The organism is Methylocystis sp. WRRC1, assembly GCF_020733155.1.
Classification (GTDB): Bacteria; Pseudomonadota; Alphaproteobacteria; order Rhizobiales; family Beijerinckiaceae; genus Methylocystis.
Map to the genome: position 1 here is coordinate 3,593,983 of NZ_JAJFZJ010000001.1, position 23,353 is coordinate 3,617,335.

Consider the following 23,353-nt stretch of genomic DNA (forward strand, 5'->3'; position numbering starts at 1 on the left):
CGCATTAATGAGCGCGCCCGCTGTCGTCTGGTTTCGCAATGACCTGCGTCTTGCAGACAATCCGGCGCTGACGGCGGCGGCGCGCTCGGGCGCGCCGATTATTGCGCTTTACGTGCTCGACGATGAAAGCGCCGGCGAATGGCGCATGGGCTCGGCGAGCCGCTGGTGGCTGCATCATTCGCTGACGGCGCTTGCGCATGACCTTGCGCGACTGGGCGTCACGCTCACACTGAGACGCGGACGCGCTGAGTTCGTGCTCGAAAATATCGTGGCCGACGCCGGCGCCGGCGCCGTCTACTGGAACAGGCTTTACGAGCCATGGGCGATGCGTCGCGACAGCGAAATCAAGTCGCAGTTGCGCGCGCGCGGCGTGATGGTCGAAAGCTTCAACGGCTCGCTGCTTTTCGAGCCGGGCGGCTTGCGCAACAAGCAGGGCGAGCCCTTCCGCGTTTTCACCCCTTTCTGGCGCGCCTGTCTTGCGGCGGAGGCGCCGGACGCGCCATTGCCGGCGCCAAAGAAACTGACCGCCGCGCCGCCGCCGGCGAGCGACGCGCTGGCCGATTGGCGTCTATTGCCGACGAAACCCGATTGGGCGGGCGGCCTGCGCGAAACCTGGCGGGCGGGGGAACGCGCAGCGCTCGAGCGGCTTGCCGAATTCGCGAAGAAGCGCGTGCGCGACTACAAAATCGACCGCGATTTCATGGCGCGCGAGGGCGTCTCGCGCATGTCGCCCCATCTGCATTTCGGCGAAGTTTCGCCGCGGCGGATATGGGCGGAGATAACGGAAGCCGCAGGCGACGCAGGCGCGGCCTATTTGCGCGAAATCGGCTGGCGCGAGTTCTGCCATCATCTGCTCGTCGCAAATCCGCAGATGCCCGAGCGCGCGCTCGACGAGCGGTTCCGCGATTTTCCCTGGCGCGAGGACGCCGCGGCGCTGGAGGCGTGGCGCATAGGCCAGACGGGCTATCCGCTGGTCGACGCCGCGATGCGCGAATTATGGATCACAGGCTACATGCACAATCGGGCGCGCATGGTCGCCGCGAGCTTTCTCGTCAAGCATCTGCTGATCCCCTGGCAGGAGGGTGAGCGCTGGTTCTGGGACACGCTCGTCGACGCCGATCTCGCCAACAATAGCGGCGGCTGGCAATGGGTCGCCGGCTGCGGCGCCGACGCCGCGCCTTATTTTCGCGTGTTCAATCCCGTTCTGCAGGGCGAGAAATTCGATCCCGAGGGCGATTACGTGCGCCGTTATGTTCCGGAACTCGCAAGGCTCGACGCGCGCCACATCCATTGCCCGTGGGAGGCGCCGGAGGAGGTCTTGCGGGCGGCGGGCGTGCGACTGGGTGAGACCTATCCGCGCCCCATCGTGGACCATGCGAAGGCGCGTGATCGGGCGTTGAAGGCGTTCGAGGCGACGCGAGGATAGCGACGCTCGCAAATCCTCCTGAAACCCATTAAGGCATGGTCTCTCTTCCCAATTCGAGAAACCATGCACGCCGACATCCGCCCCTTCGAAGAAATCCGCATGCTTTTCGCCAATCTTCCGGCGCCGAGCGAAGAGAGCGTCGCGGCCGTTCGCGCGCGTGACGCGCAGCTCACCAAGCCGCCGGGGGCGCTTGGACGGCTGGAGGAGATCATCGAGTGGCTCGCGGCGTGGCAGGGCAGGGCGCAGCCCGCGATCGAGCGTCCGCTCGTCGCTGTCTTCGCCGCAAACCATGGCGTCGTCGCGCAAGGCGTCTCCGCCTTTCCGGCGAGCGTCACGGAGCAGATGGTGGCGAATTTCACCGGCGGCGGCGCGGCGATCAACCAGATTTGCAAGACCCACGGCGTCGGGCTGAAGGTTTATGAACTCGCGCTGGAGCGCCCGACGCAGGATTTCACCCAAGCGCCCGCGATGGATGAGCGCGAGGCCGCCGCGACCTTCGCCTATGGGACGGCGGCGATAGAGGATGGCGTCGACCTTCTCGCGCCCGGCGAGATGGGAATCGGCAACACGACGGTGGCGGCGGCGATTTATGCGGCGCTCTATGGCGGGCCGGCCTCGCGCTGGACGGGGCGCGGAACGGGCGTCGATGACACGGGTCTTGCGCGCAAGAACGCCGCCATCGAAGCGGCGCTGAAGCTGCACGGGCCGCATCTTTCCGACCCCTTCGAGATCATGCGGCGTCTCGGCGGGCGGGAAATTGCGGCGATGATGGGCGCGATCACCGCCGCGCGGCTCAACCGCATTCCGGTCGTGCTCGACGGCTATGTCGTCTGCGCGGCGGCGGCGCTGCTGCATGCGATCACGCCCGACGCTATTGCGCATTGCGTCGCCGGTCATGTGTCGGCGGAGGGCGCGCATGCCGATGTCCTGGAGCGTCTCGGCAAGAAGCCGCTGCTCGATCTCGGTATGCGTCTGGGCGAGGGCTCCGGCGCCGGCCTCGCCATCGCGATCATCAAGACAGCGCTCGCCTGCCATCGCGACATGGCGACATTCGAGAGCGCGGGAGTGAGCGGAAAGGCGAGTTGAATCGCCGCGTCAGCGCGGCGTGATCAGTTCCCGCTCGGTCATCAGATAATCGAGCCGCTGGTCGTGCGGCTCGGTCGGCACGTGGTCGGCCTCCTGGCAGGAATAGGCGACGCCGACGGCGACGACCTTTTTCTTCGGCCGCAGTTCGGCGAGCGTCGCATCATAGATCCCGCCGCCATATCCGAGCCGGAAACCTCGGCGGTCGAAAGCCGCGAGCGGCGAGAAAATGATGTCCGGGTCGCGCGCGATCTTGTCGTCGGCGGGTTCGGACAGGCCGAACGGCCCTTTCACGAGATCGTCGCCAGGCGCGAAGTCACGGAAAACGAGCGGGTGACGCACCTTGTGCATCACCGGCAGCACGACCTGATAGCCGTCGCCGGCAAGCGCCTCGATCAGCGGGCGCGTGTTGAGTTCGCTGCGGATCGGCCAATAGACCGAGACGACGGGCGCTGCGGAACCGGCTTGGCTCGCGATCTCCTTGACGAGCGCAAGGCCGCGCTTTGCGACGGCGGCGGCCGCCTCATGCGCCTCCTGCGGCGACACGAGGTCACGGCGCGCGAGCGAATGCCGGCGCAGATCGGTTTTCACGTCGGTCATGGCGGTCGGGCGTCTGGTCGTCGAAGAAAGAGAAAGCGCGGGCCACGTGAGCCGTGGGACATCGATCCCGGGAACCTACAACGTAGGTGGGCGCCATATGACCAAGCCCACGGGCAAGGCCGGGGACAGCTCCCATAAGGATCGATAAGGCCCCGGGGAATAATAGTCCTGCACGAACCCCGCAGCGCCGCTCTGCTAATTTAGCGACGACCGGGGCTTTGCGCCAGTGGGCTTCAGGCGTATTCCAGCTCGGCGGGCTCCGGCGCCGTCTCCGTTGCGGGCTCCACCTGCAGGCGCTGGATGCGAACCAGCGTGAAAAGGCCAAAGGGCGCGAGCAGGCGGCGTTCGACGAGGGTCATGTCGTCGCGCTGATCGATCCAGTCGCCAATCGTCGACCATGGAAACTGCGGTCTCCAGCCGAGCTTGGGGGCGACGTGCCGGTCGAGGAAGGTCTCCAGCACTGCGAGCGGATCGTCCTTGCGGCTTACATGGTTAACCAGCACGATCTCCCCGCCCGGGCGCACCACGCGGGCGAGTTCGTCGAGCATCGCCTCGGGCTCCGGCGCGACGGTGAGGACGTAAGGCGCGACGACGCAGGCGAAGCTCGAGTCGGCGAAAGCCATTCGCGTCGCGTCCATCTTGGCGAGGCCGTGAACATTGGCCAGCCGCTCGCGCGCCACGCGATGGGCGGCGCGGCGCAGCATCGGCTCGGACAGGTCGACGCCATAGATTTGCGTATCGCGCTCGAACATTGGCAGTTCGAGCCCGGTGCCGACGCCCACGTCGAGAATCGGACCGTCGGCCTTCGAGGCCGCGGCGGCGGCGGCGCGGCGGCCGGGGCGCAGCAGCGCCGTAAAGGTCAGGTCGTAGATCGGCGCCCAGCGCGCATAGGCGGCCTCGACGTCGCAATTGTCGAGCGCGTCGGCTTCGCGATAAATATTTCGTGCTTCGCTCATCTTGGCGCCCCTTGCGCAGTTGCGGCGCGCCGCGGCGGCGCCATGGGTGCAATTGTCGTACGTGCCGGCTCCACAGCGGCGATGAAACCGCCGCCGAGCACGCGCGCCGCATCGTCGGCGCGATCATAGAAAACACAGGCCTGGCCCGGCGATACGCCGAATTCGCTGGCGGCGAAAACCACCGTCGCGGACGAGTCCTCGCGGGCGATCAGTCGGGCGGGGACAGGTGGGCGCGTCGAGCGCACGCGTGCCATGATGTCGATTCCCTGTGGCGGCATATCGTTAAACTCGCCAGAACCGATCCAGTTCACGTCGCGTAGCGCAACGGCGCGGGTTTCCAGCGCCTCGCGCGGCCCGACCACGACCTCGGCCCTGGCGGCGTCGAGGCGCACGACGAACAGCGGCTCGGCGTCGCGGCCGGCGACGGAGGTGCCAAGGCCGAGCCCGCGGCGCTGGCCGATCGTGTAATGCACAACCCCGGCGTGTCGGCCAAGCACGCGGCCGTCGACATGCACGATGTCGCCGGGAACCACGGCGTCGGGCGCCAGGCGCTCGACAACGTCGGTGTAGCGGCCGCTCGGCACGAAGCAGATGTCCTGGCTGTCCGGCTTGTCTGCGACCTCGAGTCCGTAGTTGCGGGCCATTTCGCGCACTTCGGCCTTCGTGTAGTCGCCGAGCGGAAAGCGCAGCATGCGCAGTTGCTCGCGCGTCGTGGCGAAGAGGAAGTAGCTCTGGTCGCGCGAGGCGTCCTTCGCCCGGTAGAGCGCGCGCCCGCCTTCGCCATCGTCGCGCGAAGAGATGTAGTGGCCCGTCGCGAGCACATGGGCGCCGAGATCCTTCGCGGTTTCGAAGAGATCGGCGAATTTGATGAACTGGTTGCAGGCGACGCAGGGGACCGGCGTTTCGCCGCTGGCGTAGGAGGCCGCGAATTCGTCGATCACCTTCTCACGGAAGCGGCGCTCGTAGTCGAGCACGAAATGCGGAATGCCGAGCCGCGCCGCCACCGCGCGCGCGTCCTGAATGTCCTGTCCGGCGCAGCAGGCTCCCTTGCGGTGGGTCGCCTCGCCATGGTCGTAAAGCTGCAGCGTGACGCCTACGACGTCATAGCCCTGTTCCTTGAGCAGCGCGGCCACGACGCTGGAATCCACCCCGCCCGACATGGCGACGACCACGCGCGTGTCGCCGGGCGACGCCGGCAGGATCAGGGGATCCGAAACGCTGGAACAAACCGTCATATTCGAGAGCGCCTGCAAATCCGGGGTTGAGTGTGGCCCGCGCCACGGTCCGGACCCGGTAGAAGGGTGTCGCGACCGTCGGCAAACTGACATTTAGAACATTACCCGTCCGTGACGCAATCATGAGCGGCGGACCCCACGCGACCCGGCGCCACGGAAACGTCATATTGTTCGCGACGGCCGCGGCTGCTAATACGCCGCGGTGTTTCAAAGGGGTGAGGAAGGGTCGATGGCGGCGATGAAACTTCTGGCGGGCAACTCGAACCGGGCGCTCGCGGAGGCGATTGCGGCGCATCTCAATATTCCCCTGTGCCGCGCCCAGGTGCGGCGCTTCGCCGATCAGGAAATCTGGGTCGAGATTCTCGAGAACGTCCGTGGTCAGGACACTTTCGTGATCCAGTCTACGTCCTTTCCGGCGAACGACCATCTGATGGAACTGCTGATCATGATCGACGCGCTGCGCCGCGCCTCCGCGCGCCGCATCACGGCGGTCATTCCCTATTTCGGTTACGCCCGGCAGGATCGCAAACAGGGTCCGCGCACGCCGATCTCGGCCAAGCTCGTCAGCAATCTGATAACCCGCGCCGGCGCCGACCGCGTCCTGACGGTCGATCTTCACGCCGGTCAGGTGCAGGGCTTCTTCGATATCCCGACCGACAATCTCTTCGCCGCGCCGGTCATGGTAGCCGACATCAAGTCGCATGCGCTGCTGAAGAATACGATGGTGGTTTCGCCCGACGTCGGCGGCGTGGTGCGCGCCCGCGCGCTCGCCAAGCGCATCGACGCCCCGCTCGCCATCGTCGACAAGCGTCGCGAACGCGCCGGCGAGTCGGAAGTCATGAACATCATCGGCGACGTGGCGGGGCACAATTGCATCCTCGTCGACGACATCGTCGATTCGGGCGGCACGCTGTGCAACGCCGCCGAAGCGTTGCTCGCCGCCGGCGCCGAGTCGGTGCACGCATACATCACGCATGGCGTGCTTTCCGGCGCGGCGGCGGAGCGCATCGCGGCCTCGAAGCTCAAGGAACTTGTCATCACCGACACGATCCGCGCGACAGACGCGATCAACGGCGCGCATAATATTCGCGTCATTCCGATCGGGCCTCTGATCGGCGAGGCCATCGCCCGCACGGCGAAGGAAGAAAGCGTGTCGAGCCTGTTCGACTGATCGATGTGCCGAGGTGTTCGTCTATTGACGCCCTGCGCTGCGGGCGGAATTTGTCACGCCCCGCAATTCGGCCGTTTTCTAGTCATGGTCAAGCCATCAAATCGGCGCGCGTGGAAGCCGCGCAACTGATTTTTCAGGGATTTTCGCGAGAAAATCGTCCCAATCCCGATTGACGACAAGCATAGAAAAAACCACTACGCCTTTTGCTCGTCCAGAAATGGCCAAGCTATCGAATTATCGTATACACGTCGTTAAAATTGATCTTGTGATAGGAGGAAATAAGCATGTCGATAAGAGGGTTTTTCGTTTTTGCCGCAGCCGTTTGCGTCGTCGCTGCCGCGAGTGTGGCAGTGACTGGCCCCGCCCAAGCGGCCGGCGGTGTCAGACTCTCCTGCACTGCGGAAGGCGCGCGAGATTTCAGCATGAGCGCGCGTTATGACGTTCGCGCGCCGCGAAGGAAGTTCAACGCGTCTTTCGAGTCTGCGCCGGGACTGGGCTTCGCGGCCGGCCAGAAACTGGGAGTCGCCGTGGGCGGCGTCGCCGTGGGTCAGATGGCGTTGAGACGGGATGTGGCCAGCGGCGACATTGTCGGCGACCTCACCTTCGCGACGGAGTTGAGAAATTTTCCCGCCAATTTCCCGAATGTGACGCCCGGAATGAGCGTAACCGTCGGATCACTGGGCTGCGCTCTGCGATAGGCGCCTGTCCTTACAGTAAAAATTAGAGACAATGCAGTCCTCTGATTCTTTTTGCTGGAACGCGCGAGGCTTTCGCCTCGCGCGTTTTATTTCGTAAGCCTTCGGCGCGAGCCCTTGTTGGCGTCCCGCGCTCGCGAGGCTTGCGAAAACCTGGCCTCCGATGCGAGAAGGCGGCGCATGACGCAAAGCCTTCACTCACGCGAGCCCGTTCCGCCCCGCTTCAACCTCGCCCGCTATTGCCTCGCCGACAACGCCCGGCTGCGGCCGGACGCGACCGCCATCACGGTGGTCGGCGACGACCATGTGCTGCGCTGGACGCACGCGGAACTCGATCTCAGGGTGCGGCGTCTGGCCGCAGGGCTGCAATCCCTCGGCCTCGCGCCCGGCGCGCGGGTGATGATCCGCATGGGCAATGAGGCCAACGCGGCGCTGGCCTATTTCGGCGCCATCGCCGCGGGCTATGTGGCGCTGCTCGCCTCTTCGCAGCTCACCTTCGAGGAGGCCGATTTTCTTCTGCGCGACTGCGGCGCCTCGGTTCTGGCGCTGGGCGCGGCCTTCGAGGAGGAAGCGCATGACGCGCCGGGCGTCACCGTCCTTCGCGGGGCCGATCTCGGGCGCCTCGCCGAAAGCGCGCCGCTTCCCGGCTACGCCGACACCGCTGCGGACGATCCCGCCTATCTCGTCTACACCTCAGGCACCACGAGCCGGCCCAAGGGCGTGTTGCACGCCCACCGCGCCGCCTGGGGCCGCCGGCCGATGCGAGAGCACTGGACAGGGCTCGGCCCCGGCGACGTGATGCTCCACGCCGGCGCGATCAACTGGACCTATACGCTCGGCGTCGGCATCGTTGACCCACTTTCGGCCGGCGGGTCCGCCGTGCTCTATAACGGCCATCCCGACCCGGCGGTCTGGCCGCGCCTGATCGAGGAGCATCGCGCAACGGTCTTCGCCGCCGTGCCAGGCGTCTATCGCCAGATGCTCAAATACGCCGCGCCCGAGAAAGCCGATCTTTCCAGCCTGCGTCATGGACTTTCCGCCGGCGCCGCGCTCGCGCCGAGCCTGCTCGCCGACTGGCGCGCGCGCACCGGCAAGGAGATTTATGAAGCCTTCGGCATGAGCGAATGCTCGACTTTCATTTCCAGCGGACCGACCACGCCCGTGCATCCCGGTTCGCCCGGGCGGCCGCAGCCGGGGCGGGTGGTCGCGGCGCTGCCGCAGGAGGGCGGCGAGACGCCGCTGCCGTCCGGGGAAACCGGCGTGCTCGCCGTGCGGCGCGATGATCCGGGCCTGATGCTGGGCTACTGGAACCGTCCCGAGGAGGAGCGCGAGGCGTTCCGCGGCGCGTGGTTCGTCTCCGGTGATCTCGTCGAGTTCGACGCCGAAGGCTACATGCACCATCACGGCCGCGCCGATGAAGTGATGAACGCCGGCGGTTTCCGCGTGTCCCCGGCGGAAGTCGAGAAATGCCTGCTCGCCTTCGACCATGTGGCCGAGGCCGCGGCCGCCGAGCGTCCCGGCCGCGACGCCGACTCGACGATCATCAGGGCCTATGTCGTGATGCGCGACGGCGCGCCGCGCGACGAGGCCGAGATCCTCGCGCATTGCCATGAGCATCTCGCCGCCTACAAGCGCCCGCGCTCCGTGACTTTTCTCGACGCCTTGCCGCGCAACGCCAACGGCAAGTTGAACCGGAAGCTTCTGCCTTAAAGAAACGGGCCCGATCGCGCGGAGGGGCATGTATGCGTGATCGGGCCCTTGCGTCCGTTGCGCGGGGCAAGCGAACGGACTTATTCGGCGAGCGTGTCGCCCAAAGCTATTGCGTCGCTCTTCTGACGCGCCACGATCGTCTCGTTTTTTCGCGAAGGCCGGCGTTTCTCGGGCGCTTTGTCGCGCGGAGCCGGCGGCTCGCCATTCACCGTCGCCTTCATGTTCGGCGAAGCCTTGAAGACGACGACGCGGCGAGCCTCGATCGGCACCGGCGCGCCGGTGCGCGGGTTGCGCCCTGAGCGCTCTTCTTTTTCGCGCACCAGGAACGATCCAAAATCATGCAGTTTGAGCGATTCTCCTGAGACCAGCGTCGACACCATTTCATCGATGACGCAATCGACTATCCGCTTCGCCTCGCGGCGGGAGACGCCCTCGATACGCCTGTGGATCGCCAGCGCGATATCCTGACGGGTCAGCGCGCCGCGCGATGTTTCACGGTCGTCGTCCTCCGGGAAATCGGATTGCATTCCATTCAACTTATCGGCGGTCGTCATGTTTACAGCTCGGAGTCCATTCTGTTCCGGCGCGCAGCGTGTTCAGTAAGCGCTTATGGGGCCGGAACATTGCGCGAAATTGCGCGCTCAGGGCCAAGGTTGACAGTGCTGATGGTCACCTCCCGGGCGTGACATTGGTCACAATTCGTAACCGCACGCCTCGTCATTGCGCGGCGCAGGTGCTAGAAGGGCTTGAGCGTAGCTATAATTTTTGCGTCCGAGGGTGTGGCGACATGACGCGGAGCACGGATGAGGGGGATGTGTCGATCGGAACGGAACGCGGCGCGCCTCCCGATCCCATCGATCAGGTTCGGGAACTCCTGTTCGGCGCGACCAAGCGCGAAACCGACAACCAGCTGAGCGTCATCGAGACCAGGCTGGAAGAAATGCGGACGGATTTCCTCGCCCGCTTCTCGGCGCTGGAGGGCCAGCTCGCCGATCTCGCGCGCGAGACCGAGAATAGCCAGGCGGAGGCAATCGAGGCCATCGGCGGCGCGATCGCGCAATTGGGCGCGACGATCCAGAACATGAGCGCGAGGCGGAAGGGCTGAAATGTCCGCATCCGGCGGCGGCGAGGCGTTCGAAAGGCTCAAGCAGCTATTGCTCGACGAGACCACTCGCCGTCTCGACGTGACGACAGAACGTGTCGAAAAGATCGACGCGCGCTTCGGCGACAGCAGAAAATTCGCAGCCGCCACCGGCGACATTCTCGTCGAGGCGCTGCAGCGCGCGGAAGAGAAGCGGCATCCCGAACTCTCACGCGCCGTCGCGCCGCTGGTGATTTCGGCCATCCGCTCGGAAATCAAGAACTCCAAGGAGATGCTGGTCGAGGCGCTCTATCCGATCATGGGACGCCTCGTCACCGCGGCGGTCGCCGGCGCCTTTCGCGAACTTGTCGAAACGCTGAACGAGCGAATCGACGCGCTGGTCTCCGCCAATTCCTGGCGGCTGCGGATGCGGGCCATGGCCACCGGCAGGACCATGGCGGAAGTTGCGCTCGCCGAAGCCGACGCCGGCCGGCTGAAGCGCGCGCTCCTGCTCGAACGCGGCAGCGGCCGTGTCCTGGCGAAATGGCCTCTGGCGGAGGAGGGCGACGCGCGGGTCGACGCGAATGTCGATCTCGAAAGCGGGATGATCGCGGCGATCACGGAATTCGCGACCAACGTCTACGCCGACAAGGGCGGCGAGTTGCGCATGCTCGATCTCGGCGCGAGCCATGTTTTCTTGCGCGCCTCGCACCGCGTCATCATCGCGGCGGAATTTGGCGGCGATCTGTCGCGCCATCGCGAAAGCCGGCTCGACGAGGCTTTTCTGTCGATCGTCGAACGTCACGAGAAGGACGAAGTGTCCTGTACGGGCGAGATGGTTGGCCGCCTGCTGAACGACGCGCTGGCGGAGGAGCCTGCGAAGCCGAAAAGCAGGAAGCCGGTGATGATCTTCGCCGCCGTAGCGGCGGCGCTCGCCATATGGGCCGCATGGGGGCCGGCGACGCGCGCCGTTCGCGATTGGCGAATCGGCGCAGCGGCGCGCGCTGCGATGGCGGCGCATCCAGTGCTTGCGCAATTCCCGCTACGCATCGAGGTCGAGCACGACGCCGGCCGCGTGGTGGTGCGCGGTCTCGCCGCCAATGAAGCCGAACCGCTGGCAGTTGCGGATGCGCTGGTCGAAGCGGCTTCGCCCTATCGCGTCGAGCGCGAGGTCTCGATCGTGGCGTTGGCGTCGCAGACGCAGGAGATGCGCGCGGGCGAGACTCGCGCCGCAGCGACCCTGCAGGAGGCGCAGGCGCAGATCGAGACCCTGCGCGCGGAGTTGAAGGAAACCCGCGCGTCTCTCGACCGATCTCTGGCGCAGGACGAAGCGCCACACGTGAAGCTGCGACGCTTCGTCGAGACTTTCGCCGTGTTCTTCACGGAGCTGGACACGCTTTCAAATCCTGCGGCGACGGCGAAGGGACTGGATGAACTGGTGGGGTTGATGAAGGCGAGCGGCGCAAATCTTCGCGTCGTGGGTTATGCGGACGAGGTCGGCTCCGCGACCCTGAACCGCGCCGCTTCGCGCAAGCGCGCCGACAAGATCGTCTCCATGCTCGTCGAGCGCGGCGTGCCGCGTCAGCGGCTGGCGCTCGTTCCGCGGTCGACTCTCGACCCGATCGCGGACACCGAATTCGACGCCATCCGGAGCCGCCGCGTCGCTTTCGAGCTTCCCTTCGCCGGCGAGTTCGAGGTGCGATGATCTCCGCGAAAGTCATGTTGCTCGGCGACATCGGCGTCGGCAAATCCTCCCTCGCCCGCCGCTTCGTCTTCAATCGCTTCGAGAGCGAGTACAAGACCACGATCGGCGTCGACGTGCTCACCCACGACGTCGATCTCGGCGCGGAGTGCAATAATGACAAGTTGCGTTTTGTCCTGTGGGACACGGACGGCGATTTCGGAAGCCGTATTTTCGAGACGGTTTATCTCGCAGGCGCCTCGGCCGCGATCGTCGTCGCCGACGCGACGCGTCCCGCGACTCTGGTGAAGATGTCGGCGCTCGCGTCGCGTTTCGAGGAGAGTTTTCCCGGGCGGCCGGTGTCGGCGATCGTCAACAAGATAGACCTTGCGCCGGAGCTTCCCGATGTCGGCGATTCCTGCATCAAGGCTGTTTACACGAGCGCGAGGACCGGCGAGGGGGTGGAGGAAATGTTTCTCGGCCTCGGCCGCGCAATCTGGCGTCGCGCAATTTAGCGATCGGCTTCATCGGTTCGAGAGTGCGCGGATCGCAAGCTCCGTGCGGCTGCGCAGATGGAGTTTGGCCAGGATCGTCGAGACGTGATTTTTCACCGTCCCTTCGGCGAGGCCCATCTCCCGGGCGATTTCGCGATTGCCCTTGCCTGCGGCGACATGCGCGAGCACGGCCTTTTCGCGGTCGGTGAGCGGCTCTTCGTCCTCGGCCGACGGCGACGCGGCGCGCTGCGGGCTTTTCACGCGGCGGAACTCCGCGAGGATCTTCGCGGCGACGCTCGGCGAAAGGCGGGGTTCGCCTTTGGCGACGGCCCGAATCGCCGCAAGGATTTCGCTCTCTTCCGAATCCTTCAATAAATACGCCTGCGCGCCGGCCGTTATGGCGTCATAGACGAGTTCTTCATTGTCGAAGGTCGTCAGCATGATCACGCGCGTCCGAGGATTGTCGGAAAGAATCATGCGCGTCGCCGCGACGCCGTCCATACGCGGCATTTTCGCATCCATCAGAATGACGTCGGGTGAATAGGCGCGCGCGGCGCTTACCGCCTGTTCGCCATCGGCCGCGGTTGCGACGACGTCGATATCCGCCTCGAGCGCCAGCAGCGCCGCGAGCGCCTTTCGGATCACGGTCTGATCCTCGGCGATCATGATGCGGATGGGCTGGTGTTCCGTCACTTGGCCTTCCTCTCGCTCCTTACGGGGGGCGGGACGCCAGCATAGGCTCAACTTTGCGGCTACGCAAAAGCTGTATGGGAGATGAACGACGCGGACATGTCCTGTTCAGGAGGGACGAGTCATATTGCGTCACATGAGGCCGCATCGGCTGCGGTCCCATCAGTCTTCAGGAAGAGTATCCAGGGGGATGTTGTCCCCGGCCTGAAGACAAGTTCGAGAATAAGCGCCGCGTATGAAAAGCCAAGCGCTTACGCGATCCTTCGCCGCACCCCCGCCCCTCTCGCGCGGCGTTGGACGTAGAGCCTCCCGGAGAAATCCGGGAGGCTTTCTTTTATGGGCCGGCCCGCGCTACATCGGCTTCAGGCCCAGCGCCTTGCCTTCCTTGGCGTCGCGACGCCAGACGCCGTTGCTGTCGCGCTCGAAATGCGCCTTGTGGCCTTTGCGGGCGGTGAGCACGAGCCGGCCGTGATCGACCGTCCAGCCGACGGGATCGAAGATGACTACGCCATTGTCGCGGCAGGCCGGCGCGAGCTGCGCCTTGTTGCCGCCGGGACCGCGGGCGCGCGTGTCCAAGGTCAGCATGCAGCCGGTGTCCTTGTCCTCGTCGCGCAGGATCGAGTAGCGGCCGCCGACGTCGCCGGCCGCCAAAGCCGCCGCCGAAAAGGCCGCGAACGCCGCCGCCAGGCCGAAGCGCTGCAGCTTGCGCGCGCGCCGGGAGTTTTTCGACATCGTTCCTCGCTCCAACACTTAAGGGAATCGCCAACATTGTGCCTTTTTCGCGCGCGAGGGCCAAGCCCGTTTTGTCAAGCTTCACCCGGACAGGGCGCGATAATGTGTAGCAGCGGGAGTTTTTGCGCCGCGTTCCGCCGCGCGCTATTCTTGATTTATGTAAGGGCCGCGCCGCGGCCCCACGGAATCCGACAGATGGACCCTGCCGCCCTCGCGCTGGCCGAACGCTCGGCGCCGCGTTACACGAGCTATCCGACAGCGCCGCATTTTTCCAAGGAAATCGGCGACGCGGAAATGCGCGCCTGGCTCGCCGCACTCGACGAGGGCGCGTCGCTTTCACTCTATTTTCATGTGCCCTTCTGCACCGCGATCTGCTCCTACTGCGGCTGCCACACCAAAGCGCTGCGTCAGGAGGCGCCGCTCACCGCATACAAAGAGACGCTGCTGCGCGAGCTGGAGCTGACGGCGCAGACGACGCGCGCGCGGCGCGTGACGAGCATCCATTGGGGTGGCGGCACGCCGAGCATTCTGGGGCCCTCGCGTTTTGGGGAAATCGCCGAGCGCGTGCGCGACCTCTTTGCCGTCTCCGACGAAACGGAACATTCCATCGAACTCGACCCGCGCATTCTCGACGCGGCGCTCGTCGAGGCGCTGGCGCGCGCGGGCGTCAATCGCGCCTCGCTCGGCGTTCAGGATCTCAATCCGCATGTGCAGGAGGTTTCCGGCCGCATACAACCTTACGAGATTGTGGAGCGGGCTGTCGGGTTGCTGCGCGCGGGCGGGATCGAGGCGATCAACCTCGATCTGATGTATGGCCTGCCGCGCCAGAGCGTCGCGGATGTGGAGCGCACCGCCTCGCTCGCGGCGGGGCTCGATCCGACGCGCCTCGCCGTTTTCGGTTACGCTCATGTGCCCTGGTTCAAGACGCATCAGAAGCTGATCGACGCCGCGGCGCTTCCCGGCGCCGCCGAGCGCCTCGCGCAGGCGGCGGCCGTGCGCGCGACGCTGGAGCGCGCGGGCTATGAGGCGATCGGCCTCGACCATTTCGCGCGGCCGACCGACCCGCTCGCGATTGCGGCGAAGAATGGCCATATGCGGCGCAATTTTCAGGGCTACACGATCGATCAGGCGGACGCTCTTCTGCCTTTCGGCGTCTCCTCCATCGGCCGTTTGCCGCAGGGCTATGTCGGCAACGCCACCGATCTCGCTGGCTGGCGCCGCGCGGTGGAGGCGGATCGCTTCGCCGTCACGCGCGGTCTCGCCTTCACGCGCGAGGACCGCGCGCGCGGCGAGATCATCGAGCGGCTGATGTGCGACTTCGCCGTTGATTACGGCGCAATGGCGCTGGCGCATGGCTTTGCGGAGGACGCCTTCGACGCCGCGCGGGTCCCGCTTTCGGCGCTCGCCGCCGACGGCGTCGTGACCGTCGAGGGGCGGCGCGTGACGGTCACCCCGCGCGGCCAGCCCTTCATGCGCCTTGCCGCCGCGGCCTTCGACGCCTATCTCGAAACGAGCGCCGCGCGGCATACGGTGGCGGTGTAAGGGGCGGGGCGTTACAGGGAGGCGTTGATGACGCCGCTGACGCTCTATCTCGCCAAACTCATCGGCGCGACCATGCTGGTCGTCTCGCTCTGGATGGCCGCGAAAAAGCCGCTCGTGCTCGCGCTGGCGAAGCGCGTCATCGGCGATGAAGTCTTCACCGCCTACATTGGCGTTCTGCGGACCTGCCTGGGTCTGGCGATGGTGCTGGGCCACGACGTCTGGAGCGGCGGCGCGCCGCCGGTGATCATCACGCTCATCGGCTGGCTCGAGCTGCTGCGCGGCCTTCTCATCCTTTTCCTTCCGCATGAGAGGCTGGTCGCGATTTTCGAGTCGATGCGGCTCGAAAAACATTACGCCGCCTATGCCGGCGGCGTGTGCCTCATCGGCGTCTATCTCCTGATCGCCGGCTTTATCGGCTGAGTTCCGCCCGCTTTTCCAGCGCCTCCTGCGCCGGCGCCTGCGGCAGCAGCGCCACGGCGACGTCGCGGAACGGCGTGAGCAGCAGTTCCGTGACACTGTGGGGATCGACGCCCGGCTCATCGACGCCGAAGGCGAGGCGGGGACTCTCCTTTTGCGGAACGACCAGCGTGCCGAACATCCAGTCCCAGATCGCGAGCGCATTGCCCATGTTGCTGTTGTAATGCGCCGGATCGATCGAATGATGGATCTGGTGATGCGCGGGGCTCATCAGCAGACGGCCGAGGGCGCCGGTGAAGGGAATCCAGATCTGCGAATGCTGGAGATGCACATAGGCGAAGAAGAACAGCACAAGAAAGGCGTTGGTGCCGTCGACCGCATAGGCCGCAAAGCGCGCGCCGAAGGCGAAGGCCGTCACGCCGATCGCAAGGCCGACGCAGAGCGCCACGACATTGGTGAAGACGAGCGAATCCAGCGGATGGACGCGCCACACCGTCCATGGCGTGAGACGCTCGGCGGTGTGATGGGTCTTGTGCGTCTCCCAAAGGAAAGGGATGCGGTGCTTGAGATAATGGTCGAGCCAGTAGCCGAATTCGTATGCCAGGAAGGCGACGACGGTCACGACTGTACGGGAGACGAGTTCCGGCGCTTGGGATGGCGCGCGGGCGCCGAAGCGATCCGTCAGCAGCGCCTGCACGAATTCCGAAACTTCCTTCACGCCGAGGCAGAACCAGCCGATGAAGAGACCGGTAACGAATATATTTACGAAGAAATAGAAGAGGTCGGCGCGCGTCGAGCGATGGAACATCAGCTCTCGCGAAAAGAAGGCCCGCGAGAGCGCCGCGAGACGCACATGGCCGCGCCGGCGCCATTGACGAAAGGCGAGATAGCCGAACCCGACACAAAAGGCGCCCGCGAGGGAGAAGAGCGAGAAATGAGATCCCGGCGACATTAGGACGGGGTGAAGCCTTTCGGTCAGGTTCGCCAGAATGCTCATTTTGCCCGCTCTTCGTCGGATTTTCGCCTGTCCGAACGCTAGAGCGCGGCGGTAAAGGACTTCTCAATGGGCGGGTTTGCGCCATATGCGCCATGGGCGTCAAAAGGACGCAGCGCGGCCGGGGAGGGAGAGATGTCCGATCAAGAACTGATCAAGAATCCGAAGTTCTGGGCCGTGTGGGTCGCAATCTGGCTCGGGCTGCTGCTCGCAATCGAGAACATCATCACGAAGATCAATCTGTTGATGCAACTCGGCGAATAAATCCCCGCGGCTTGTCCCGCGCGGCAGGCTCCGGCATCGTGCCTGTTCCCGATTCGATCTTGCCTGCGGAAACATGCCCGTCTGGACGCCTGAACAGGATCAAGCGCTCGGCGCTGTCGCCCGCTGGCTGGAAACGCCGCGCGGGCCCCAGGTTTTTCGTCTCTTCGGCTACGCCGGAACGGGCAAGTCAACGCTCGCCCGCCATCTTGCCGAACATGTCGACGGCGACGTCGCCTTCGCGGCCTTTACCGGCAAGGCGGCGCTGGTCATGCGCTCCAAGGGCTGCAAGGACGCGCGCACCATCCATAGCCTGATCTATCGCGCCACCGACACGGAGACGGAGGAGCCCTCCTTCGTGCTCAATGACGAAAGCGACGCGGCTCACGCAAAGCTGATCGTCATCGACGAATGTTCGATGGTCGATGAAGAGTTGGGGCGGGATCTTCTCTCCTTCGGCAAGAAAGTGCTCGTGCTGGGCGATCCGGCCCAATTGCCGCCGGTGAAGGGCGGCGGCTTTTTTACAGAGGCGGAGCCCGACGTGATGCTGACCGAAGTGCATCGTCAGGCGGCGGACAATCCGATCATTCGCCTGTCGATGACCATTCGCGAGGGCGGAACGCTGACGCGCGGCGAATTCGGCGACACGCGCATCGTCTCGCGCGATCAACTCGATCCCGCCCTCGTCACTGGCGCGGATCAGGTGCTCGTCGGCATGAACAAGACACGTCGGGCCTATAATGGCCGTCTGCGCCAGCTTCGCGGCTTCACGGGCGACTTGCCGCAATCGGGCGAGAAGCTCGTCTGCCTGCGCAACAATCGCAAGAAGGGGCTGCTCAACGGCGCGCTGTTCACCGTGAAAAGCGCCGGCGCGCTGCGGCGGGGCAAGGTGCGGATGCTCGTCATTCCCGAAGATGGGGAGGCCGGAAAGTTCCAGCGCGTCGCGGTCATTCCGCAATTCTTCGAGGGCGGGGAGGGTGAAATCCCTTTCGCGCTGCGGAAGGATTCCGACGAATTCGATTTCGGCTATGCGCTCACCGTGCACAAGGCGCAGGGCTCGCAATGGGACGACGTGACCCTCTTCGACGAGTCATACGCCTTCCGCGAACATCGCGCGCGCTGGCTCTATACCGGCGTCACGCGCGCGGCGAAGAAGCTGACGCTGGTGATGTGAGGGGTTCGCGATGGGCAAGGAAAGCGCGATCGAGATGCGCCGCATGAAAGACGGGGCGGTCTATCGTTTCGTCGCGGCGCCGACCGCGGAGGGCGCGCCGCGTTATCGTCGGGAAGACAAGGACGTCTGGATCATGCGCGACCCGGCCTTCGGCTGGATCGTCTGGGACGGGGAGAACAAGGCGCTCATGGGTCGGCCATGGGACGTCGCGCCCTCGGAACAGGGCGATCTTCCGCCCGCCTGCGAATGGGTCAGCAAGCGCGGCGGAGACTCATTCGTCTACCAGCTGGTCTTCGTCTGAGGACTACTACCGGCCCCAGGCGTCGATCGCGTCGGCGAAGACGCGCTCGCCGGTTGCGCCTTTTTCCATGTTGATCGTCGCGGCGCGACCGTCGTTGAACTGCATCGGCAGGTCGAGCAGTGGCAGCGAGCGCAGCAGGGTGACGTTTCGCTGCTCGCGATCGCCGCGCATCAGGCCGATGAGGAAATTATTTTCCGTGATCGGCACGGGAATGCCCGCGACCTTCTCGCCCGACTGCGCGTCCACACGCCGCATCTGGATGGGGCCGATGGCCTTCACACCGCCCACAGGGCTGCCGGGGGCGGGCGTGAAGGTGACGTTGATCGTGTGAGAAGCCGAAAGCGCGGTGTCGGTGTTCTTGCGGAACAGCAGCGTAAGTTTCAGCTTGGCGTCGGGGATGTCGACGTCGCCGCGAATGGCCGAACCCACGGGCTCACCCGGTCCGCCGCCGACATTCTCGAGGCGCCAGACGACATTGGCGTTATAGATCTTGTCTACCTTGGCGGGCTCCTGAAGCGAGGCCACCCACATTTCGGCTCTCTGCGCGACCGGAAGGTTCGAGGCGCGCTTGCCCGAAGCGGCGGGAGCCGCCGATTTCGCGCCGCCGTCGACGCGATCGTCGAACTTGCCGGCCTCCGCGTTTTCGGCGGTCTTGGTTTCTTCGGGCTTGAGTTTCGCGAGATCCTCGGGCCGCTCGCGCAGCTGCCAGGCGAGCACGCCGACGACGCCGATCAGCGCGACGAGCACCGCCGAAACGGCGATGATGCGGCGAGAGGCCCGCTGCGGGGCGGGTGGCAGGGGCAGGGGCGCCGCAGGGCGCTGCGGCTCGCGCGGATGCGAATCGTTGTCGATGGGCGCTTTTTCGGCGGCCGCGAGCGTCTCACGCCAGGCGGCGTTTTCGTCGCGCGGCGGCGCGGGCGCCTTGGGCGGCTCCGGGGGGCGGGCCGGAGCGGCCGGCGGAGGCGTGGCTTCCCGCTTCATCGACGGGGCGGGCTGCGGGCTTGGCTGGGCGCCGGGCGACAGCGCTCCCTTGGCCGCGGTCTCGATCTCCAGTCTCGTGATCGCTTCTTCCAGCGCGCGGCCTTCTGCGGCGATGTCGGCTTCCGCGACAGGCGGCTGGATGTTGCGCAGCTGGTTGACCAGCGCCTTTCGCGCACGCTCGTAGACGGCTTGTCTCGCCTCGGTCGTCGGCTGGGGGAGCGCGGAGATCGCTCTGGAGATCAAGGAATAATAATCAGCCATGTTTGGTTAAGAGCACTTCCGGCCGGAGGCGTCAATCCTGACCCCCTTGCCAATGCGAGAAAAACCGGGGATTTCCATGCATCGAGAGGCGCCGGCGAAAAATCGCGCGGCGCTCGCGTCTGGAGATTGTGCATGTCCCTGTCCGGCCAATTGCTGCGCGCAATATGTCCCGCGCTGCTCGTCCTGTTCCTCGCCTGTCCGCGCGCGGAGGCGATCAGCATGGACAAGAGCTCAACCATCAGGGACCAGTGCGAATTTTCGGTCGGCCCCGACCTTGTCGAGGTCGTCGCCTATATGCCGGATCGTTCACGCGACCGGTTTTGTGCGGACTTTCCCGCGACCGGACGCATCATCATGACGATCGACCTCATCGCAGCTCGGCTGCGTGATCTTCCGATCGAGGTGCGCGTGGTGAAAGAGCCCGCCGGCCCACTGACCGAGGAAGACGATCTCGCGCCGCTGACTGTGGCCTTCATGGAGCCGCGCGTCTATCCCGGCGGGGCGGTGGTCGTCGATCACACTTTTGCGGAAAGCGGCAATTACGCGGCCTTCATCACCGTGATCGAGTCCTCCGGCGCGCGCCGCACGACGCGATTCGGCTTCACGGTCGGCGGGTCGCTTCTGTTCTACGCGCCGGCGATCCTCGGCGGCGTGTTCCTGACGGGGCTCGTTCTCGCTTACTGGAGCTACGGAGCCCAGCGCGGCGAGCGGACCGGCAAGAACCGCAAGCGCCTATCCTTAGGGGGCTGACAGAGCGCGGGAACGAGGATCAGTTTCGCGACGCATCGGGAGTTCGTTTCCGTTATCGAGCGCCTCCCTGCCGAGAGTGGACGGCGTGGGCGGCCCGTGTCCGCGGCTTCGCCCGCCTATTTCGAAGTCCGGTCAAACTGGTCCTTGCGGGCGCGGCGCGATCGCCGTTTCTCGCTGGCGCGGGCCGGCGATCAGCCAGTAGATCGCGCCTGTCACCGCGCCGGTCAGGAAAAACAGCAGCGCGATTCGGCCCTCCAGAGCGCTGACGCTCTGTGCGCGCTCCAGCCCCTTGGCCGCGCGGGCGATCCAGGGCGACGCGCCGGCGAGGACGCCGCTCACTCCCGAATACCAGACAATCGAGCGCACGCCGGCCGCCTCGCCGACGAGCGCCGCAATCGCGAGCGGGGCGACGCAGGTGGCGACGACCACGGCCCAGATCACGAAACCGAAAGCGGCGAGCGCGTCCTCCGGCGCGCCGGTGCGCAATGTCTCATCGATGATCGCGAATATCCCGGCCATGGTCGCCGAGAGGCCGACCTCCATGGTCGCGGGATCGAAAAGCGCGGAGACGACGAGGAAAATCGCGCCAACGCCGGAGGCGATGGCGAATCCGAAAATCATGACGATGAGCCGACGAAGCATCGGGAATCCCGTGGGGGCGGCGCGTCAGGGTTCGAACACCGAATCCCAATAGAGATAATCCATCCAGCTTTCGTGCAGGTAATTGGGCGGGAACAGGCGGCCGTTGCGATGCAGATCGGAAACGCTCGGCTGAAAGGGCGCCTGCGCGGGCGACATGTGGACCTCGTGCGGCAGCCGGTCGCCCTTGCGCAGGTTGCAGGGCGAGCACGCCGCCACGACATTTTCCCATGTCGTCGCTCCGCCCTTGGAGCGGGGGATGACATGATCGAAGGTCAATTCGTCATGCGCGCCGCAATATTGGCAGGTGAAGCGGTCCCGCAGAAACACGTTGAATCGCGTGAATGCCGGCTGGCGCGTCGGCCGCACATATTCCTTCAGCGAGACGACGGATGGCAGCCTGATCTCGAAGCTCGGGCTTTTGACTGTCTTGTCATATTCGGAGACGATGTTCACGCGGTCCAGAAACACCGCCTTTATCGCGTCCTGCCAGCCCCATAGTGAAAGCGGATAATAGCTCAGCGGCCGGTAGTCTGCGTTGAGCACGAGGGCGGGACAGGCCTGCGGCGAGACGGTCTGCTGACGGAAGTAAACGGTCACGCTGCCTGCCTCTCTTTTTTGAGAAGGGCCTTCCGGACCGCGCCAAGGTCCCTATGGCCTTTTGCGACTATGGACAGTCTACAGGGAGGATGACGCGATTGTGAAGGCGCCTCTCTAAAGGCGCGCGCCAGCGTCTTGCGCGGGCGGAGACGCGAAGTAATAAGCTCATATTTTCTGGCGACTTGCAGTAATGGCGCGGCGATTTGCGCCCGGAGCCGCGCGCGATCCATGATTAACTGAAGGCGTTCAGAGGCTTGAGCCTTGCAGCCGAAAGGTTGCTCGGGTTCCAGCGACCTGAAACTGTGCCGATTCGGAACACGAGCGTTCAAAATGGAGAACGCGTCTTGTCCCAGCAGGCCGAGTATCGGCGCTCAAAATCCCGTTTCAACGCGTCGGGCGGCGCATCGGAGCGGTTTCAGCCGCGGCGAAGCCGAAGCTGGTCCGAGCGGATGCCGCAGCGCAACACCGCGCTGGTGCGGGCGTCCTTTTCGGCCATGGCCGCGTCTTTCGACCTTCTGACGATCGTTGGCGTCGCGGTCGCCATCGAGACGACCTATTACTCGATTTTCTATGGCTGGAGCGGCCTCAGCGCCACGAACCTGCAAATGTGCCTGTTCGCGGCGGCGTCCTTCGTGGTCGCCAATGCGATGCGCAACGAATATTCCTTCGCGAATTATTTGCAGTTGCGCGGCCACGGCTGGCGCAGTTTCAGCCTTTGGAGCCTTGTCTGCCTCTGCGCCATCGCCGTCGGATTCCTCACCAAGGCGACCGAGGAGACGTCGCGCGCGGCCTTCGTGCTTGTCTACGCCGTCGGATTCTTCGCGATTTACGCGCAGCGCGCGACGCTCGCCCATTTCGTGCGCTCCAGCGCGGCGGCGGGCGGCGTCTCGGCGCGGCGCCTGTTTCTCGTCGGCTTCGAGAAGGATGTCGAAGCCTTTACCTATCGCTACAAGCCCTGGACCTGCGGCATGCATGTCGTCGCCGCGGTGGTGCTGCGAGAGACGGAGAACACGCTCGACGATGATCTGGCTCTCGCCGCCGCATCCGCGCGCATGCTGCGCCCCGACGACGTCTTCATCCTCGCGCCCTGGTCGCGCACGGATGTCATCGACGCCTGCGTGACGGCCTTCCTGCGCGTGCCGGCGCGCATCCATCTGGGGCCGGAGCGCGTGCTCGACCGCTTCGTCGACGCCCATATCGACAAGGTCGGCGCCATTTCGAGCCTGAGCCTGTCGGGCCATCCGCTCAATCTGATGGAGGTGGCGGGCAAGCGGATCTTCGACGTCGCAGTCTCGTTGCTCGCGCTGATCCTTCTCTCGCCGCTGCTGCTCGTTTGCGCCCTGCTCATCAAGCTGGACTCGCCGGGGCCGGCGCTGTTTCTGCAGCGCCGATACGGCTTCAACCGGGAGACCTTCCGCATCGTCAAATTTCGCACCATGACGACGATGGACGACGGCAGACACATCAAACAGGCGACGGCGAACGACTCTCGCGTCACTCGCGTCGGCCGCTTCATGCGCCGCTACAACATCGACGAGCTTCCGCAACTTTTCAACGTTCTGCGCGGCGACATGTCGCTCGTCGGCCCCCGTCCGCACGCGCTGGCGCATGACCAGCTCTTCGAGCGGCGCATTGCGCTTTACGCGCGCCGCCACAACGTCAAGCCGGGCATCACAGGCTGGGCGCAAGTCAACGGCCTTCGTGGCGAAATAGATTCGCCCGAAAAGATCCGGATGCGTATTGAGCACGACCTTTATTACATAGATAATTGGTCGCTCATCTTCGACGTCTGGATCATTTTTCTTACGATCTTTTCTCGAAAGGCGTATCGCAACGCGATTTGACGCCTGGGGGGCGGCGGCGGGCGACGGGCAGGGGC

At 65.2% G+C, this 23,353-nt stretch carries 25 protein-coding genes and 1 other RNA gene; 15 read left to right on the forward strand and 11 right to left on the reverse strand.

Annotated elements, in window-relative coordinates; all coding sequences use genetic code 11:
* Positions 1–7 precede the first annotated feature (7 nt).
* Positions 8–1,426: a deoxyribodipyrimidine photo-lyase gene (locus LG047_RS17625; RefSeq protein ID WP_227968012.1), complete on the forward strand. Its 1,419-nt coding sequence runs from the start codon at positions 8–10 to the stop codon at positions 1,424–1,426.
* Between the two features lie 63 nt (positions 1,427–1,489).
* Positions 1,490–2,512 (forward strand): nicotinate-nucleotide--dimethylbenzimidazole phosphoribosyltransferase, encoded by a 1,023-nt coding sequence (cobT, locus tag LG047_RS17630; protein ID WP_227968013.1) that lies wholly within the window; start codon positions 1,490–1,492, stop codon positions 2,510–2,512.
* 9 nt (positions 2,513–2,521) lie between these two features.
* On the opposite strand, the gene LG047_RS17635 is transcribed toward cobT, so the two are convergent.
* The 4 genes from LG047_RS17635 to mnmA form a co-directional block, all read right to left on the reverse strand.
* Entirely contained in the window at positions 2,522–3,109 is a 588-nt protein-coding gene (locus tag LG047_RS17635) for a 5-formyltetrahydrofolate cyclo-ligase (RefSeq protein ID WP_227968014.1), read from the reverse strand.
* 36 nt (positions 3,110–3,145) lie between these two features.
* Positions 3,146–3,300: non-coding RNA, 6S RNA (gene ssrS / locus LG047_RS17640), on the reverse strand.
* A 42-nt stretch (positions 3,301–3,342) separates the two neighbouring features.
* Entirely contained in the window at positions 3,343–4,065 is a 723-nt protein-coding gene (locus LG047_RS17645) for a class I SAM-dependent methyltransferase (RefSeq protein WP_227968015.1), read from the reverse strand.
* A complete protein-coding gene (gene mnmA, locus LG047_RS17650) occupies positions 4,062–5,300 on the reverse strand; it encodes a tRNA 2-thiouridine(34) synthase MnmA (RefSeq protein WP_227968016.1) in 1,239 nt (412 codons plus the stop codon). Before mnmA ends, LG047_RS17645 begins: the two co-directional genes overlap by 4 nt.
* 238 nt (positions 5,301–5,538) lie before the next feature.
* Between mnmA and LG047_RS17655 the strand changes: the two genes are divergently transcribed.
* The 3 genes from LG047_RS17655 (at position 5,539) to LG047_RS17665 (ending at position 8,876) form a co-directional block, all read left to right on the forward strand.
* On the forward strand, positions 5,539–6,471 hold the full coding sequence (locus LG047_RS17655) for a ribose-phosphate pyrophosphokinase (protein WP_227968526.1): 933 nt from the start codon (positions 5,539–5,541) through the stop codon (positions 6,469–6,471).
* A gap of 422 nt (positions 6,472–6,893) precedes the next feature.
* Positions 6,894–7,169 (forward strand): hypothetical protein, encoded by a 276-nt coding sequence (locus LG047_RS17660; RefSeq protein WP_227968017.1) that lies wholly within the window; start codon positions 6,894–6,896, stop codon positions 7,167–7,169.
* A 177-nt stretch (positions 7,170–7,346) separates the two neighbouring features.
* Positions 7,347–8,876, forward strand: a complete 1,530-nt coding sequence (locus LG047_RS17665; RefSeq protein ID WP_227968018.1) for an acyl-CoA synthetase — start codon at positions 7,347–7,349, stop codon at positions 8,874–8,876.
* Positions 8,877–8,956: 80 nt separating this feature from the next.
* Here LG047_RS17665 and LG047_RS17670 read toward each other — a convergent pair whose 3' ends face one another.
* Positions 8,957–9,430 carry an integration host factor subunit alpha gene (locus LG047_RS17670; RefSeq protein ID WP_227968019.1) on the reverse strand — a complete coding sequence of 158 codons (474 nt, stop codon included), beginning with the start codon at positions 9,428–9,430 and terminating at the stop codon, positions 8,957–8,959.
* 233 nt (positions 9,431–9,663) lie between these two features.
* Between LG047_RS17670 and LG047_RS17675 the strand changes: the two genes are divergently transcribed.
* Genes LG047_RS17675 through LG047_RS17685 form a run of 3 tightly spaced genes read left to right on the forward strand, consistent with a single transcriptional unit; the run spans position 9,664 to position 12,153 of the window.
* Positions 9,664–9,981 carry a hypothetical protein gene (locus tag LG047_RS17675; protein WP_036280316.1) on the forward strand — a complete coding sequence of 106 codons (318 nt, stop codon included), beginning with the start codon at positions 9,664–9,666 and terminating at the stop codon, positions 9,979–9,981.
* 1 nt (position 9,982) lies between these two features.
* Positions 9,983–11,662 carry an OmpA family protein gene (locus tag LG047_RS17680; protein WP_227968020.1) on the forward strand — a complete coding sequence of 560 codons (1,680 nt, stop codon included), beginning with the start codon at positions 9,983–9,985 and terminating at the stop codon, positions 11,660–11,662.
* Positions 11,659–12,153 (forward strand): Rab family GTPase, encoded by a 495-nt coding sequence (locus tag LG047_RS17685; protein WP_036280320.1) that lies wholly within the window; start codon positions 11,659–11,661, stop codon positions 12,151–12,153. The genes LG047_RS17680 and LG047_RS17685 overlap by 4 nt, the downstream gene beginning before the upstream one ends.
* A gap of 9 nt (positions 12,154–12,162) precedes the next feature.
* On the opposite strand, the gene LG047_RS17690 is transcribed toward LG047_RS17685, so the two are convergent.
* Both LG047_RS17690 and LG047_RS17695 read right to left on the reverse strand, forming a co-directional pair.
* On the reverse strand, positions 12,163–12,825 hold the full coding sequence (locus LG047_RS17690; RefSeq protein ID WP_227968021.1) for a response regulator transcription factor: 663 nt from the start codon (positions 12,823–12,825) through the stop codon (positions 12,163–12,165).
* A 348-nt stretch (positions 12,826–13,173) separates the two neighbouring features.
* Positions 13,174–13,554, reverse strand: a complete 381-nt coding sequence (locus LG047_RS17695; protein ID WP_051133945.1) for an AprI/Inh family metalloprotease inhibitor — start codon at positions 13,552–13,554, stop codon at positions 13,174–13,176.
* 195 nt (positions 13,555–13,749) lie between these two features.
* Here LG047_RS17695 and hemN point away from each other — a divergent pair, with 195 nt between their 5' ends.
* Both hemN and LG047_RS17705 read left to right on the forward strand, forming a co-directional pair.
* Complete coding sequence (hemN, locus tag LG047_RS17700; RefSeq protein ID WP_227968022.1) at positions 13,750–15,096, forward strand: oxygen-independent coproporphyrinogen III oxidase; 1,347 nt, start codon at positions 13,750–13,752, stop codon at positions 15,094–15,096.
* Between the two features lie 27 nt (positions 15,097–15,123).
* The gene (locus LG047_RS17705; RefSeq protein ID WP_227968023.1) at positions 15,124–15,516 is read left to right on the forward strand and encodes a hypothetical protein; all 393 of its coding nucleotides are present in this window, start codon (positions 15,124–15,126) and stop codon (positions 15,514–15,516) included.
* On the opposite strand, the gene LG047_RS17710 is transcribed toward LG047_RS17705, so the two are convergent.
* Entirely contained in the window at positions 15,506–16,510 is a 1,005-nt protein-coding gene (locus LG047_RS17710; protein ID WP_227968024.1) for a sterol desaturase family protein, read from the reverse strand. The two genes, LG047_RS17705 and LG047_RS17710, sit on opposite strands and share 11 nt — an antisense overlap.
* 132 nt (positions 16,511–16,642) lie before the next feature.
* Here LG047_RS17710 and LG047_RS19635 point away from each other — a divergent pair, with 132 nt between their 5' ends.
* The 3 genes from LG047_RS19635 to LG047_RS17720 all read left to right on the forward strand — a co-directional run bounded on the left by LG047_RS19635 (position 16,643) and on the right by LG047_RS17720 (position 18,243).
* Positions 16,643–16,771: a hypothetical protein gene (locus LG047_RS19635; RefSeq protein ID WP_255679599.1), complete on the forward strand. Its 129-nt coding sequence runs from the start codon at positions 16,643–16,645 to the stop codon at positions 16,769–16,771.
* Positions 16,772–16,844: 73 nt separating this feature from the next.
* Entirely contained in the window at positions 16,845–17,942 is a 1,098-nt protein-coding gene (locus LG047_RS17715; protein ID WP_227968025.1) for an ATP-dependent RecD-like DNA helicase, read from the forward strand.
* A gap of 10 nt (positions 17,943–17,952) precedes the next feature.
* Positions 17,953–18,243 (forward strand): hypothetical protein, encoded by a 291-nt coding sequence (locus LG047_RS17720; protein ID WP_227968026.1) that lies wholly within the window; start codon positions 17,953–17,955, stop codon positions 18,241–18,243.
* A gap of 6 nt (positions 18,244–18,249) precedes the next feature.
* On the opposite strand, the gene LG047_RS17725 is transcribed toward LG047_RS17720, so the two are convergent.
* Positions 18,250–19,485 (reverse strand): hypothetical protein, encoded by a 1,236-nt coding sequence (locus LG047_RS17725; protein ID WP_227968027.1) that lies wholly within the window; start codon positions 19,483–19,485, stop codon positions 18,250–18,252.
* A 132-nt stretch (positions 19,486–19,617) separates the two neighbouring features.
* Here LG047_RS17725 and LG047_RS17730 point away from each other — a divergent pair, with 132 nt between their 5' ends.
* Entirely contained in the window at positions 19,618–20,235 is a 618-nt protein-coding gene (locus LG047_RS17730) for a hypothetical protein (protein ID WP_227968028.1), read from the forward strand.
* Positions 20,236–20,367: 132 nt separating this feature from the next.
* Here the strand turns inward: LG047_RS17730 and LG047_RS17735 are convergent, their stop codons facing one another.
* Positions 20,368–20,877 carry a hypothetical protein gene (locus LG047_RS17735; protein ID WP_227968029.1) on the reverse strand — a complete coding sequence of 170 codons (510 nt, stop codon included), beginning with the start codon at positions 20,875–20,877 and terminating at the stop codon, positions 20,368–20,370.
* Between the two features lie 24 nt (positions 20,878–20,901).
* A complete protein-coding gene (locus LG047_RS17740) occupies positions 20,902–21,420 on the reverse strand; it encodes an HNH endonuclease (RefSeq protein WP_370635075.1) in 519 nt (172 codons plus the stop codon).
* 503 nt (positions 21,421–21,923) lie between these two features.
* Between LG047_RS17740 and LG047_RS17745 the strand changes: the two genes are divergently transcribed.
* A complete protein-coding gene (locus tag LG047_RS17745) occupies positions 21,924–23,318 on the forward strand; it encodes an undecaprenyl-phosphate glucose phosphotransferase (protein WP_227968031.1) in 1,395 nt (464 codons plus the stop codon).
* Positions 23,319–23,353 lie beyond the last annotated feature (35 nt).